We start from the raw sequence: 15059 nt of genomic DNA on the forward strand, positions 1-15059 counted from the left end.
TCGTCGCCGAAGCGGTCGTATCGAGCGGGCGGCACAACGGTCTTCGTCGTTTTTGCAAGAACGGCGCATCGCGCTTTCGCCGATGCGCGGCGTCGTCACGCCATGACCGCGGCACCGGCCGCGTCGGGGCGCGGCGGCATCGTCGATGGTCCTCGACACCTTAAGGAACACAGGTACATGCGGTTCGAGCGGCGCCACACCACGGCCGGGCAGTCCCCCTACGCCACGATCCCCTTCCGCAAGACCCTGAGCGAGATCCGCAACCCGGACGGCTCGGTCGTCTTCCGGCTGGAGGGCATCGAGGTCCCCGAGAGCTGGAGCCAGGTCGCCAGCGACGTGCTGGCCCAGAAGTATTTTCGCAAGGCCGGGGTGCCCGCCCGCCTCAAGAAGGTGGAAGAGAACGACGTGCCGTCGTTCCTGTGGCGCTCGGTCGCCGACGAGGCGGCGCTCGCTTCGCTGCCCGAGGCCGAGCGCACCGGCTCCGAGACCTCCTCGACGCAGGTGTTCGACCGCCTGGCCGGCTGCTGGACCTATTGGGGCTGGAAGGGCGGCTACTTCACCTCTGAAGAGGACGCGTCGGCGTTCCTCGACGAGCTGCGCTTCATGCTCGCCCGCCAGATGGTGGCGCCGAACTCGCCGCAGTGGTTCAACACCGGCCTGCACTGGGCCTACGGCATCGACGGCCCGGCGCAAGGCCACCACTACGTCGACTACCGCACCGGTGAGCTGACGAAGTCGGCCTCGTCCTACGAGCACCCGCAGCCGCACGCCTGCTTCATCCAGGGCGTCCAGGACGACCTCGTCAACGAGGGCGGCATCATGGACCTGTGGGTCCGCGAGGCGCGCCTGTTCAAGTACGGCTCGGGCACCGGCTCGAACTTCTCGATGCTGCGCGGCGAGAACGAGAAACTCGGCGGCGGCGGCAAGTCGTCGGGCCTGATGTCCTTCCTCAAGATCGGCGACCGGGCGGCCGGCGCCATCAAGTCCGGCGGCACCACCCGGCGCGCGGCCAAGATGGTCATCGTCGACATCGACCACCCGGACATCGAGCAGTACATCGACTGGAAGGTGAAGGAGGAGCAGAAGGTCGCCGCCCTCGTCACCGGCTCCAAGATCGTCTCCAAGCACCTCCAGGCGGTGATGAAGGCCTGCACCCAGTGCGAGGCCGAGGGCGACGCCTGCTTCGACCCCGAGCGCAACCCGGCCCTCAAGAAGGCGGTCAAGGCCGCCCGCAAGGAGATGGTGCCGGACGCCTACACCAAGCGCGTCATCCAGTTCGCCCGCCAGGGCTTCACCAAGATCGATTTCCCCGTCTACGACACCGATTGGGATTCGGAGGCCTACCTCACGGTGGCCGGCCAGAACTCCAACAACTCGGTCTCGCTCACCGACGACTTCCTGCGCGCCGTCGATGCGGATGCCGATTGGGAGCTGAAGGCCCGCACCACCGGCAAGACCACCAAGACCCTGCCGGCGCGCGAGCTGTGGGACAAGATCGGCGAGGCCGCCTGGGCGTCCGCCGACCCGGGCCTGCACTTCAACACCACCATGAACGACTGGCACACCTGCCCGACGGCCGGCCGGATCCGGGCCTCGAACCCGTGCTCGGAGTACATGTTCCTCGACGACACCGCCTGCAACCTGGCATCCGCCAACCTGCTGACGATGTTCGACCGGGGAACCGGCCAGTTCGACGTGGAGGCCTTCGAGCACCTCAACCGCCTCTGGACGGTGGTGCTCGAGATCTCGGTGATGATGGCGCAGTTTCCGTCGCGTGAGATCGCCGAGCTATCCTACCGCTACCGCACGCTGGGGCTCGGCTACGCCAACATCGGCGGCCTCCTGATGAGCATGGGCCTGCCCTACGATTCGGACAAGGGCCGGGCCATGGCCGGGGTGCTCACCGCGATCATGACCGGCGTGGCCTATGCCACCTCCGCCGAGATGGCGGGCGAACTCGGGGCCTTCGCGGGCTACGACGAGAACGCCGACGCCATGCTCAAGGTCATCCGCAACCATCGCCGGGCGGCACATGGCGAGGCGGGCGGCTACGAGTTCCTCTCGATCGCCCCGGTGCCCCTCGACATCGCCAACGTGCCCCAGGCGAACCTGGTCGACCGGGCCAGGGCCGCCTGGGACCGCGCCCTCACGCTCGGCGAGGAGCACGGCTATCGCAACGCCCAGGCGACGGTGATCGCGCCCACCGGCACGATCGGCCTGGTGATGGATTGCGACACCACCGGCATCGAGCCGGACTTCGCGCTGGTGAAGTTCAAGAAGCTGGCCGGCGGCGGCTATTTCAAGATCATCAACCGGGCGGTGCCGGACGCCCTGCGCTCGCTCGGCTACCGCGAATCGGACATCGCCGAGATCGAGGCCTATGCGGTCGGCCACGGCTCGCTCGGCCAGGCGCCGGCGGTCAACGCCGGTTCCTTGCGCGCCAAGGGATTCACCGACGACAAGATCGCCGTCATCGAGGCCGGACTGAAGTCGGCGTTCGACATCAAGTTCGTGTTCAACCGCTGGACGCTGGGCGACGACTTCCTGAAGGACGTGCTCAAGATCCCGGCCGACAGGCTCGCCGACCCGACCTTCGACCTCCTGTCCTTCCTCGGCTACGCGAAGAAGGACATCGAGGCGGCCAACACCCACATCTGCGGGGCGATGACGCTCGAGGGAGCCCCCTTCCTCAAGCCCGAGCACTACGCGGTGTTCGACTGCGCCAACCCGTGCGGGCGCATCGGCAAGCGCTACCTCTCGGTGGAGAGCCACATCCGCATGATGGCGGCGGCCCAGCCGTTCATCTCGGGCGCCATCTCCAAGACCATCAACATGCCCAACGACGCCACGGTGGAGGATTGCAAGAACGCCTACCGGCTGTCCTGGACCCTGGCGCTCAAGGCCAACGCCCTCTACCGCGACGGCTCCAAGCTGTCCCAGCCCCTGAACTCGGCCCTGATCGCCGACGAGGAGGAGGACGCCGAGGAGGCCATCGAGGCGCTGGTGGCCCAGCCCGCCACCGCCAAGGCGGCGCAACTCGCCGAGAAGATCGTCGAGCGGGTGATCGAGCGCGTCGAGCGCATCCGCTCGCGCGAGAAGCTGCCTGACCGGCGCAAGGGCTACACCCAGAAGGCGGTCGTCGGCGGGCACAAGGTCTACCTGCGCACCGGCGAATACAACGACGGCCGCATCGGCGAGATCTTCATCGACATGCACAAGGAGGGCGCCGCCTTCCGAAGCCTGATGAACAATTTCGCCATCGCGATCTCGATCGGCCTCCAGTACGGCGTGCCGATGGAGGAATACGTCGACGCCTTCACCTTCACCCGCTTCGAGCCGGCGGGTTTCGTGCAGGGCAACGATGCCATCAAGAACGCCACCTCGATCCTCGACTACGTTTTTCGCGAATTGGCGATTTCGTACCTGGGTCGGATGGACCTTGCCCACGTCGACCCCTCGGAGATCGGCAACACCGTGATGGGCAAGGGCGAGGGCGAGGGCGCGAGGGTGGGCGACAAGCCCGAGCAGGCCGCCTCCACGGTGGTCTCGCGCGGTCTCGTGCGCGGCTCGGCCGACCGCCTCACCCTGATCCAGGGCGGCCCGGCCGGCGGCAGCGTCGGAATCGGCTCGCCGGCGGCCGGCGTCACGGCTCCGGCCGGCGGCGTGGTCCATGCCCTGCGCGGCGCCACGGCCCTGAAGGCGGAACCGGTGGCGGCGGGCCACGCCGAGGCCCTCCTCGACGCCCTCCCCTTCGCCAAGGCGGAGCGCACGGTCTCCGACCGGCGCGCGGAGGCCAAGATGAAGGGCTATGTCGGGGAATCCTGCCCCGAGTGCGCGAACTTCACGCTGGTCCGCAACGGCACCTGCCTGAAGTGCGACACCTGCGGCGGCACGACGGGGTGTTCGTGATCGCCGCCACTCGTCGGAACGCCGTCTGACAAGCACGTCCCGTGTCGCGTTCGGACCATCGGTCCGGCGAACCATGACAGACGAAGGGCGCCGATCCGTCGGCGCCCTTCGTCTGTCGCCGGGGACGACCGCCGCGGGAATGGGGACTGTCTCGAAATAGCTCGACACAGCCCCCGGGCGAGGGGTCGGCTCACGGCCGATCCGCGAATCGGAAACGGTGCCCGGGCGGGTCGTCGGGCCGACGGGCGGTCGCCACCCGGCCGCGGCCCGCAAACTGCGCCGCCGCCCCTACCTGTCGATGTGCGAGCGCCCTATTGCGCTGGTAATCCGCAGTCGATAGCACGTGATGCCACCAATGTGTCACGTAGCGCGCATAGACGCTCTTGCGTGCAGAATCGACTCAGGATTGGGTTTCGCCGATATGACTTTGCCGTAGTCCTTTGCAAGAGCATACGACGGACGTGCTTTAGTCATTTCGGATTTGAACGGCTTTTCTGACACATATTCTATCCAGGCCGGCAACAGCATTTATCCGTTGCATCCGACCAAGGAAAATCTACCGCGCCTGCTGACGGGAGGAAACGTTCTCCTCAACCATGATTTTTCGAATGGCGTCGACAACTGGATAGCCCCCGCCGCTCTTCCGCCGACCGTCAATTTCGGGACCGATTTTTCCGAAGACACGCGCCTCGTCGAAATGTCGGCGGCTTACTTGACCGGCTCTACCGCAAGTCCCTCCTTCAGCGTCGTTTATCGCGACCCCCTGTTCGGCGAAGACATTCCGATCGATGCCGGCAGGATGTACGGCTTCACGGGTTTCTTCGCGGCCCATCGCGCACTGGCGCGTGTCGAAGTCGCGTTCTTGAACGCGGACCAGCACGTCATCGACGTCGTTTCGAGCACGGTCAACGAGCACCTGGGTGGCCCGGACCGTGAGAACTGGCAGTTCGTCGATCTGAGGGGCCAGGCACCTGCCGGCGCGGAAACGCTGCGCCTCGGCATTCGTTTCCTTCGCCATCACAACGGCGTGCGGGGAATGAACTTCTTCGTTTTCTTCACCGACCTCGGTCTTCGCATCGGCAACCAGCCCACGTCGGGTGACGGCGGTGGCTTGGAGGACGGCTGGACCCGCAACCTGCTCGCCGTCATCGGGGGCCAGTCGGATGCCAAGGTCTATCAGGCCGAGCTCGACCTGGATCGGATCAACAGCGAGAGATCGACGGTCTATCTTGCCGCGAATCATCAAGGACAGGCTGAGCAGGCCGTCGTCTACGACGCCATCTCCATGCAGGATCAGAGCAAGGCGGCGCTGACCATCCTCGGGGGTCGGACCCTCAGGGTGAATCTGGACGGCGTGTCGAACTGCAGCCTGTACTGCGATGGCCTGCGATTGGACGGTCTCGTCAGCTGGGGCGAAATCTCGGAACGATACTTCGTTCTGCCGGAACGATTGCTGGACGGGCAGGTCCATCTCTTCGACGTTCGAGACTTCGCCGGCATCGCGTTCCTGTATCGCGACTACCAGTTCGTCCCCTGCCACGTCACCCCCTGGCACATCCTCCAGGAACATACGGCACCGCGCCTGCCGACCCATCTGGCCCCGGCGGCGGCGGACCGGTATCGCGCGCTCCAGGCCCACCTCAGGCATGGGATGGACGCGACGTTCCAGGGGCGCCTGCACCACGTCCATGGCGTGGTCGTCCAGGGCTTCGATTTCAACAAGAACTTCGCCGAGATCGAATTTCCGCGGCACGCCGACCCGCAGGTCACGATCGTCATTCCGGTCCACAACAAGTTCGAGGTCACGTATTTCTGCCTGTGCGCGCTCCTGCTCGCCCACAACAAGACGTCATATGAAGTCGTGGTGGTCGACGATGGCTCGAAGGACCGAACGCTGAAGCTCGACGCCGTCGCCAAGGGCATCACGATCGTCAGGAACGAGATCGGCCTCGGCTTCATCGGCGCCTGCAACAGGGGCGCGCTCGAAGCCCGCGGCAAGTACGTCCTCTTTCTCAACAACGATACCGAGCCGACGGTCGGCTGGCTCGACGAACTCCTGGCGAGCTTCGATCTCTTCGACACCGTCGGGCTGGCGGGCTCCGAGCTCGTCTATCCCGACGGATCGCTCCAGGAAGCGGGCGGCATCGTCTGGGGAAGCGGCAACCCGTGGAACTACGGGCGCAGCCAGAACCCCCACGAACCGCGCTACTCCTACACGCGCCAGGCCGATTACCTCTCCGGCGCGGCGATCATGCTGCCGCTCACCGTTTGGAACGAAGTCGGCGGGTTCAGCGAGGAGTTCAAGCCGGCCTATTTCGAAGACACCGACCTCGCGTTCAAGGTCCGCAAGCACGGCTACAAGACGCTGTATGTCGCCACCTCGGTGGTCTACCATTTCGAGGGCGTCACGGGCGGCACCGACGTTTCGTCGGGGGCTAAGAAGAACCAGGAGATCAACCGGCCGAAGTTCAAGAGCAAATGGGTGAGCGACTATCGCAAGAACGGGCGCGAGGGCGAAACCCCCGACCTCGAGAAGGATCGCGGCATCATCGGCCGGGTCCTGTTCATCGATTTCCAGACGCCCAAGCTCGACACCGATGCCGGAAGCTACGCCGCCATCCAAGAGATGAAGATGGTCCAGGCGCTCGGCTACAAGGTCTCGTTCCTGCCGCAGAACCTCGCCTACCTCGGGCGGCATACCGAGACGCTTCAGCGCCTCGGGATCGAGACCTATTACGCGCCGTTCTACCAATCCATTTCGGAAGTCCTCGAACGGCACGGGCGCGAGTTCGATGCCATCTACATGACCCGTTACTATGTCGCGAGCCATTGCGTCGAACTCGCCCGCCGTCTCGCCCCGCAGGCGAAACTGATCATGAACAATGCCGATCTGCATTTCCTGCGCGAACTCCGCGCCGGTATCAACCTGGGCGATCGCGCGCAGGTGGATCGGGCGCTCCAGGTTCGTGACGACGAACTGGCGGTGATGCGCGATGTCGATCTGACCTTGAGCTACAACGGCGTCGAACATGCCGTCATCATGAGCCACAACCTCGATTCCACCCGCGTCATGTACGTCCCGTGGGTCGAGAAGATCGCGACAAACGTGGCGCCGTTCGAGGGCCGCTCCGGCGTGGCGTTCCTGGGGGGCTTCAACCACCATCCGAACCGCGAAGCCGTGGCCTTCTTCGTGAAGAGCGTGATGCCGAGACTGAGAAACCTGTCGCCGGCGATGGATTTCAACGTCTACGGAAGCAACGTGTCACCCGACGTCACGGCTTTGGCCGCAAAGGACGTCGTCATCCAGGGATATGTCGAGGACGTCTCCGAAGTCTACGATCACTGCCTCGTGTTCGTCGCCCCTTTGACCAGCGGCGCGGGCATCAAGGGCAAGGTCCTCGGTGCCCTGGCGCACGGCGTGCCGTGCGTGCTCTCGCCGCTGGCGGCCGAGGGAATCGGGCTTCGCCACGGCTATGACTGCTTGATCGTCGACGATCCGGCCGATTGGGCGGACGCCGTCACCCGCCTGTCCAAGGACAAGGACCTGTGGACCTTGATGTCCCAGAGGGGACAGGACCTGATCCGCTCGACGTATTCGTTCGAACTGGGCGTCAAGACGATGCGCAAGGCCTTCGAGGCGGTCGGCCTCTACATGCCCTGACCCGTCCCCCGGGGTCCGCCCCGGTTCGGACGCGCTGGTTGAGGGCGCCGGATCCGGCCGGTTGGAAGATCGGCCGGAGTGCTTCCGTTTCCGGTCGATCACGTCGTGACGTGGGACATGGGCTTCGTTCGAGCGCCGCGCGGGCTCGCCGACAGGGCCACCGCTTTCATCGGGCGGTGTCCGGGTTCAGCCCGTCCGCGCCAGCGGCGGCGTCCCCCACCCCGACGCGAGGGCGCCCACCTCGACCATCTGGCGCTCGCGGGCGATGAAGGCGGTCGGCATCACGCCCTGCATCTCGGCCTCGATCCGCCGCAGCATCGGGTCGGTGTGGGCCGGGTGCAGGTGGATGATCGCCATGGCGGCGACACCGGCGGCCTGTGCCAGTTCGGCCCCCTTCTGCCAGGTGGAATGACCCCAGCCGCGGCAGACCGGGTATTCGCCCTCCGTGAACATGCCGTCGTAGACCATCAGGTCGGCGCCGCGCACGAACTCCGTCAGGGCGGGGTCGGGCCAGGGGTCCGAATGCTCGATGTCGCTGATGATGCACAGGCGGCGTCCGCCGTGCTCGAAGCGGTATCCGGTGGAGCCCTGGGGGTGGTTGAGCAGGATCGTCTCCACCCGCATCCCGTCGGAGAACACCAGCGGCTCGCCGGCCCTGAAGCCGTGGTGCGCCAGCTTGGCCGGCATGCAGGCGAGGGTGACCGGGAACAGCGGCGGCGAGAACAGCCGGTCGAGGGCGGCGGTCGCGCAGGCGCCGTCGAGGTTGCCGCAATAGGTGTTCACGGTCCGGTTCGGGTCGAGGATCGCCGGCTTGAAGAACGGCAGGCCGGCGGTGTGGTCGAGGTGGAGGTGGCTGAACAGGAGGTCGATCTCCTGCGGCAGGCCGGCCCGGTGGTGCAGCCCGCAGGCGTTGAGGCCCGAGCCGGCATCGAGGATGAACAGGCGCTGCCCGCACCGGATCTCGAGGCAGGGCGTGTTGCCCCCGAACTCCTGGTAATCGGGCCCGCTCACCGGCGTGGAGCCGCGCACGCCCCAGAACCGGAGCGACAGGCTACGGTCCCCCAGGGCCGCGACTTCGGCGGCGGCCGCCTCGGCCCGGTGATCGCCGAAGGGACCTGTCTCGATGGCGTTGCACTGCGTCATGGACCGTCAACCACTCGCCGCGATCCGTCCGGTCGCGGTCCCATATCCGGTGTTCCGGGCTCGGCCTCTCCTGTGAAGGGCGCCGGTGCTGCGACGGGCCCGGGCACGTCGCACTCCGCCCATCATTGGCCTCATCGGTTTCGTCATCCTGAGGTAGTGATCCGGCCATGCCGCCGATGTGCGTGACCGCACACGGGCCGGAGGCCGGGCGGCGGCTGGCATACCACACGACCGTCACCGTTGCGCAAGCACCTCCACCGCCCGTGCGGGCGCCGGGGCCGCCGGGGGCACCTGTCCGGCCAGGGTGGCGGCCACCACGGTGGGCAGGGTCTGGGCGTAGCGGGTGAGGAGGGGCGCGAACGGCGCGGGCGCCGCGTCGTAGGCGGGCACGAAGGTCGGCGCCCGCCACGGGGCATGGTGCGAGTTGCGTGCGATCCAGAGCGACCACACCGCCTCGGCGACCTGCACCGGCGCACGCCGGGCGGGGATCACCACCACCTCCTGCCCGGCGTAGGCCAGGGCCTCGGGCCGGCTGAGCATGCCGACGGCGCCGCCCCGGGCCGAGAAGGCGGCCCAGAACGGATGCTGGCCCCCGTCCGAATAGGTGGTGCGCACGGCCGCCACCCCGTCGGCGACGAGGCCGGCGATGCGCGCGTCCTCCTCGGCGCGGCGGGCGGCCACCTCGCGTTCGCGCTGCGGGTCCCTGGAGGGGGCGAAGACGTAGCGCCCGGCCGCGACCCCGGTCACCAGCTCCTCGCCCGAGGCCTCGAACCGGTCCGACCCCTCCTTCAGTTGGCGCCAGAACGGATACTCCGGGTCGGTGCGGTGGCGGGCGAGGTTGGCCGCCGTCATCCGGAAGGGGAAGGATTGGAACTGGAAGGCCGCCTGGCCGCCGGCCAAGGCATCGCGGGCGATGGCGAACAGTTCGCCAGCGACCGCATCGGTCATGGCGAAGCACCCCATCGAGGAGCACACGCCGTGCACCATCACCGCCGAACCGGTGTAGCCGTGGGCGCGGTCGTAGGCGTTGGGATAGCCGACGTCGAAAGACAGATAGTAGGCCGAGTTCGGGTTCATCTGCGACTTGGCCACCGTGTAGAACCCCTCGGGGGTCTGGCGGTCGCCGGTCTTGCGCTTGGGGCCGAGCTGGCCCGACCAGCGGCAGATCGGATAGGTCTTCACATGCACGAAGCGACCGCTGCCGGCCCGCTTCCAGACCTCGATCTCGGCTTCCTTCTTGTAGGCCCGGAACAGCACCGGCGCCGCGGCGGTGGTGCCCTTGGCGGCCATCAGCGCCAGGGTCGCCCCCGGGATCGGCGCCAAAGCCTTGGCCGGCTGCGCCGCCGCCTCGCGCGCCAGGCCCGCGACCAGGATCAGCAGCACCCCCACGGCGACCCGCCCGAGCCGGCCCCGCGCGACCGCCGCCTGTGAAGAGGAATCCATACGGGCCCTGGGGGAGAAGCGAACCGCCGGCCCGACACCGGACCGGCCCACGCGCGAACGACTTTTAGGTCTTGCATCCCATTGGGGCGGGAAATGGACGGGGGACGTCGCCTAGCGTGCGTGGTTCATGGCATCCAATAAAGGTTCGGAGCCGGCCTCGTTCCACTTCTTCCCGGACGGTGTCAATCAAGGCTTTTGATCGACCGGATTTCTAAAAACGGACAGACCAAAGAGCGGTTCAAAATCAAATCGCCGATCAAACGTTGAGCCAACTCACCCCACCACCGAAACCACCCCCCGCTCCACCCCCAACACCCGGTCGAACGGCGTGTCCGCATCCAAGAACCCCGCGTCCGGCAGGCACACCACGAGGCCGGTGCCGGCGCGGGCCGTGCGCAGGGCGGTGAGCTTGGCGCGGACGCTGTCGGGCTTGCGGTCCTCGAAGGCGATGGCGACCACCACGATGTCGGGGCGGCGCACGAGGCAGCGGGCGAGGTCGATGGCGATGCGGGTGCGGGCATCGATGGCGTTTTCGCCGAGACTCGCGCCGCCGCCGCCGAGACCCGGCTCGACCCGGCTCGACAGGCCGAGCCGATAGACGCCGGGCTCGAGCCCTTGTTCAGAGAGGACGCGGCGCACCAGGGCACGCACCCTGACCTCGGCGCCGGCCTCCTCGCCGTTGATGCGGCCGAACAGGATGTTCTCCTCGAAGCTGGCGGCGGGGTTGAGGAGGGCCGGATCGTAGAAGGCGATGCCGGGGCGCAGGTGCGCCGGCATCATCGCCCGGAACGAGTGGCGGGCGGCCACGATCCGGTCCTCGAAGGCGGCGTCGACGAGGCCGAAGCGGTGGCGGGTCTCGCTGTAGAGGAGGGCGAGCCCGATCAGGCGCTCGCGGTCGCGCTGGCCGGCGGGGCCGCGCCGCCAGCCCCGCGCCTCCGGCTGGCGGGCGACGAGGTCCTCGAAGAAGCCGCGCTCGGCCGCGGAAAACAGCGAGAACGCGTCGAACAGGGGGTGGTCGTCGGGCAGGTCGGCGAAGATCTCGACGGTGGAGCGCGCCACCTGCAGCCCGACCTCCACGAGGGGGCGGGTCAGGTCCTCGGCCTCCAGCACCGCGCGCAGGTAGGGGTGGCGGCAGAGGGCGCCTCCGATGAAGGCGGGGTCCACCGGCTCGCCGAACAGGATGTTCTCGCCCACCGTCGCCTGGTGGCCGTAGCGGGCGGGGTCGAACGGTTCGACGAAATGCGCGGCCCCGTCGGCGGCGAGCGCATCGCGCACCGCCTGGCGGGCGGCGACCACGGCCAGCGACAGCAATGGATCGGCCACCGGATCGACGGTACCCTCCAAGCCGCGGGCGTAGACGAAGGCGTCGAGCCCGGTCTGGTGCAGGATGGCGACGAGTTCGGTCTCGGAGGGCACCGCCTCGGGGGCGGCCCCGTAGAGCAGGTTCTGGCGCAGGGTGCCCTCGATCAGGATCGCCTCGGCGCCGGCGAGCGCGATGCGCCGGGCGCGCTCGGCGGGGTCGAGGGCGCGCAGGTCGGTGCCGGCGTAGAGCACCGCGCCGGCGGTGGGCTCGAGCTGGCCCGCCAGGAGGGCGGCGAGCACGCGGCTGCCGCTGCCGGCGCCGCCCAGGATCGCCACGTGGCCGGGCATCGGTACCGTGACGGTGACGCCGGTGAGGCGCTCGCCGGTGACCGGGTCGTAGGCGCCGGCCCCGGCCACCGCCAGAGGCCCCGCCTCGGGAAAGGCCGCACCGGCCGCGCCGGGGGCCAGCCGCGCCTGGAGGCCGCGCAGGCTCAGGGCGATCTCCAGGAACACCGGCGCGGCGGCGACGTGGACCAACCAGAGGCGCAGCACCACCGAGATCGCGACGACGGCGAGCACGAAGGCGCCCCCGGTGGCGGCGAGCGCGCCGACGTCCACGCTCTCGCCCTCGGCCGCCGGCCCGCGCCACAGGGAGGCGGCGAGCGCGATGGCCGGCAACAGGATGCCCAACGCCATGGAGGGCGCCCGCGCGTAGGCCAGGGCCGATTCGGACGCGGTCAGGGCCTCGCGCGCCACCCGCCCCTTGGCGCCGATGCGGGCCCGCTCGAAGGCCGCCGCACCGTGCGCCCGCACCGCCGGCATCCGCCGCACGAGGTCGGCCAGCGCGCGCTCGGCCGCCGCGCTCTCCCGGCGGCGCAGGGCCGAGCGGGCCTCGCTGCGGCGCAGGATCAGCGCCCGGGCGAGCCCGGCCGCGAGCAGACCGAGGGTCACCGCCGGCACCAGGCGCGGCGCGGCGAGATAGGCCAGGATCAGGGTGAGGAGGACCGACCCCATGGCCAACGCCGGGGCCAGGATGCCGAGGCCCAGCAGCATGTCCATCCGCGCGAGCAGCTGGCCGACGAGCTGGGTCAGGCCGCGCACCTCGTCGCGGGCGGCGGCCGGCGCGCGCAGGATCGCATCGGTGACGCGGCCGTTGAGGCGCTGGAGCGCCCGCGTCTGCGCGCGAAAGCACAGCCGCCCCACCGCCCAGCCCAGGGCGGCGGCCAGGGTGGCGGCCAGCGCCAGCCCGACGAGGGCGGCCAGGGTGAGTTCGACCACGGGCAGCGGCCAGCCCGGTAGTAGCACCGTCGGCTCCGCCCGCCCCGGCCAGGCGACGACCACCCGCAGGAACGGCACGATGCCCGCCTTGGGCGAGACCAGCACGGCGACGAGGTCGCGCAGGCACAGCAGGGTCGCCAGCGCCAGCGGGCCGCCAGCCCCCAGGGCGAGGGCGAGGGCGAGGGCGTGCTGGCGTCTCGCGGAATGCCAGGTGAAGAGGATCGGCCCGCGTTCCATCCCTGCCCCTGAGCGCCGCTGTCAGGGCCCCTTAGTGGATTGCGGGTGGGGGGAAAAGCGTGTCGGCGCACCTGACCCGCGCGCCGGTCGCCTCGCGGCATCGCCCCGGGCGCGGTTTCGCCCTACATCGCGTCGTCATGACCGATGCCTTCGCCCTCGACCCGCGCCTTTCCTCCGACACCGTGCACCTGGGCGACCTCGCCCTGTGCAGCGTCCTCCTGATGGACGACGCCCGGTTTCCCTGGCTGGTGCTGGTGCCGCGCCGGGCGGGCGCCAGCGAGATCACCGACCTCACGCCGGAGGACGGCACCGCTTTGATGGCCGAGATGCGCCTCGCGGTGGGCGTGATGCTCGCCCTGGCCAAGCCCGACAAGGTCAACGTCGCCGCCCTGGGGAACGTGGTGCCCCAGCTCCACGTCCACGTGGTCGGGCGGTTCCTGTCGGACCCGGCCTGGCCGGCCCCGGTCTGGGGGGTGGGCACGCCCTCCCCCTATCCGGCCCATGCCCGCGCCCAGATGGTCGAGCGCATCGCCACCCTGTTCGCGGCGGCCTGAGCCGATGGCTGATCGCCCCGACTACGGCCTCGGCTATGCCCGGAGCCGCCTCGTGCGCCACTCGGCCGAGCGCGAGGCGCCGCCGTTTCCGCCCGAGGCCGCCGAGGCGCTGACCGTCTGCGTCGCCCCCGACGGCATCGTGCTGTCCGGCGACACCGCTCTGCTGAGCCACGACCTCGCTCCCGGCGCGGGCGAGCGCAGCCTGACGATCTACCTCGGCCGGGTCGACGGGCGCCCGGTCTTCGCCGCCGCACTGACGGCAGAGGCCGGTGGGCGCTTCGACGTCGTGGACCTGCGCTCCCTCGCCTCGGCCGGCCGCGTGGCGCCGGACGAACTCGGGGTGGTGGCCACGGCCCGGTCGTTCCTCTCCTGGCACGCCAGGAACGGCTTTTGCGCACACTGCGGCACCGCGACCGCGGTGGCGGCGGCCGGCTTCAGGCGCGACTGCCCGGCCTGCGGCGCGCATCATTTCCCTCGCACCGATCCGGTCGCGATCATGCTGATCACCCGCGGCGACGCCTGCCTGCTCGGCCGCGGCCCGCATTTCCCGCCGGACATGTACTCGTGCCTCGCCGGCTTCATCGAGCCGGGCGAGACCATCGAGGACGCGGTCCGTCGCGAGAGCTTCGAGGAGGCCGGGGTGAGGATCGGCGCCGTGACCTACCTCGCCTCGCAGCCCTGGCCGTTCCCGTCCTCGCTGATGATCGGCTGCGTCGCCGAGAGCCTCACCGAGGCCATCACCCGCGACGCCGCCGAACTCGAGGACGCGCGCTGGTTCTCCCGCGACGAGGTCACGGCGATGATCGTCGGGGCCCATCCCGGCGGCCTTTCAACGCCGCCGCCGATGGCGATCGCGCATCTCCTGATGCGCAGCTTCGTCGCGGGAACGACCGTCGCCGCTTACGAGGAATACTTCACCGAGCAGCCGTAGGGCTTGGAGGTCTTCACGCTCACCGGCTTGCCGGCCGCGACCTCGGTCAGCGCCGCGTCGACGTAGTTCTTGGCGGTCTTGAGGTCGTCGAGGTTGGCGGTGGGCTTGTCGTCGATGGCCCCGTTGTAGACGAGAGTGCCGTCCCCGGTGATGACCACCATCTGCGGCGTGGTGCGGGCGTCGTAGGCCTTGCCGACGGTGCCCGTCGTGTCGAGCACGACGGCGGTGGGCGCGGCACCGCGCTCCTGGGTCAGGCGGTTGGCCTCCTGGCCTTCGACCGCGCCCTGCTCGCCGGGGGCGGAGGAAATCACGGTGAGCCAGACCACGCCGGCCTCGGTCCACTTCTTCTGCAGGGCCTGCATCGCCTGCCCGCCGTACATCTTCTTCACGAACGGGCAGTCGTGATTGGTCCATTCGAGCACGACGGTCTTGCCGGCGTAATCGGAAAGCCGGACGGCCTTGCCGTCGGCATCGGTGGCGGTGAAGACCGGGGCCGATTTCCCGATCTGGGGGCCCGCGGCCTTCGCGGCGAACGGCAGGGTCAGCAGGGCGGCGGCAACGGTCAGGGTCAGGCAGCGGCGGCGCGTGGTCGTCATCACTC

General features: G+C 69.1%; 8 protein-coding genes. 4 read left to right on the top strand and 4 right to left on the bottom strand.

The features are described 5' to 3' along the window. Positions 1–177: 177 nt before the first annotated feature. Both ASG59_RS10005 and ASG59_RS10010 read left to right on the top strand, forming a co-directional pair. Positions 178–3909 (top strand): vitamin B12-dependent ribonucleotide reductase, encoded by a 3732-nt coding sequence (locus tag ASG59_RS10005; protein WP_056408685.1) that lies wholly within the window; start codon positions 178–180, stop codon positions 3907–3909. Positions 3910–4390: 481 nt separating this feature from the next. Beyond that, on the top strand, positions 4391–7570 hold the full coding sequence (locus ASG59_RS10010) for a glycosyltransferase (RefSeq protein WP_156399202.1): 3180 nt from the start codon (positions 4391–4393) through the stop codon (positions 7568–7570). A gap of 186 nt (positions 7571–7756) precedes the next feature. Here ASG59_RS10010 and ASG59_RS10015 read toward each other — a convergent pair whose 3' ends face one another. From ASG59_RS10015 to ASG59_RS10025, 3 genes are all read right to left on the bottom strand, one after another. Next, a complete protein-coding gene (locus ASG59_RS10015) occupies positions 7757–8713 on the bottom strand; it encodes an MBL fold metallo-hydrolase (RefSeq protein ID WP_082523843.1) in 957 nt (318 codons plus the stop codon). 234 nt (positions 8714–8947) lie between these two features. Continuing rightward, positions 8948–10156, bottom strand: coding sequence for a murein L,D-transpeptidase family protein (locus ASG59_RS10020; protein ID WP_056408689.1), 1209 nt, complete (start codon positions 10154–10156; stop codon positions 8948–8950). Between the two features lie 273 nt (positions 10157–10429). Next, complete coding sequence (locus ASG59_RS10025) at positions 10430–12973, bottom strand: ATP-binding cassette domain-containing protein (protein ID WP_056408691.1); 2544 nt, start codon at positions 12971–12973, stop codon at positions 10430–10432. A gap of 137 nt (positions 12974–13110) precedes the next feature. Here ASG59_RS10025 and ASG59_RS10030 point away from each other — a divergent pair, with 137 nt between their 5' ends. Continuing rightward, complete coding sequence (locus tag ASG59_RS10030) at positions 13111–13527, top strand: HIT domain-containing protein (RefSeq protein WP_056408892.1); 417 nt, start codon at positions 13111–13113, stop codon at positions 13525–13527. 4 nt (positions 13528–13531) lie between these two features. Continuing rightward, the gene (gene nudC / locus ASG59_RS10035; protein WP_056408693.1) at positions 13532–14458 is read left to right on the top strand and encodes an NAD(+) diphosphatase; all 927 of its coding nucleotides are present in this window, start codon (positions 13532–13534) and stop codon (positions 14456–14458) included. Here the strand turns inward: nudC and ASG59_RS10040 are convergent. Continuing rightward, positions 14428–15054, bottom strand: a complete 627-nt coding sequence (locus tag ASG59_RS10040; protein ID WP_056408695.1) for a thioredoxin family protein — start codon at positions 15052–15054, stop codon at positions 14428–14430. The two genes, nudC and ASG59_RS10040, sit on opposite strands and share 31 nt — an antisense overlap. Positions 15055–15059: the final 5 nt, after the last annotated feature.

The organism is Methylobacterium sp. Leaf466 (genome assembly GCF_001425565.1).
In the GTDB taxonomy this organism is placed as follows: domain Bacteria; phylum Pseudomonadota; class Alphaproteobacteria; order Rhizobiales; family Beijerinckiaceae; genus Methylobacterium.

Coding starts and splice junctions, on each gene's coding strand:
- ASG59_RS10005 (WP_056408685.1), top strand. CDS start 178: ATGCGGTTCGAGCGGCGCCACACCACGGCCGGGCAGTCCCCCTACGCC.
- ASG59_RS10015 (WP_082523843.1), bottom strand. CDS start 8,713: ATGACGCAGTGCAACGCCATCGAGACAGGTCCCTTCGGCGATCACCGG.
- ASG59_RS10020 (WP_056408689.1), bottom strand. CDS start 10,156: ATGGATTCCTCTTCACAGGCGGCGGTCGCGCGGGGCCGGCTCGGGCGG.
- ASG59_RS10025 (WP_056408691.1), bottom strand. CDS start 12,973: ATGGAACGCGGGCCGATCCTCTTCACCTGGCATTCCGCGAGACGCCAG.
- ASG59_RS10030 (WP_056408892.1), top strand. CDS start 13,111: ATGACCGATGCCTTCGCCCTCGACCCGCGCCTTTCCTCCGACACCGTG.
- nudC (WP_056408693.1), top strand. CDS start 13,532: ATGGCTGATCGCCCCGACTACGGCCTCGGCTATGCCCGGAGCCGCCTC.
- ASG59_RS10040 (WP_056408695.1), bottom strand. CDS start 15,054: ATGACGACCACGCGCCGCCGCTGCCTGACCCTGACCGTTGCCGCCGCC.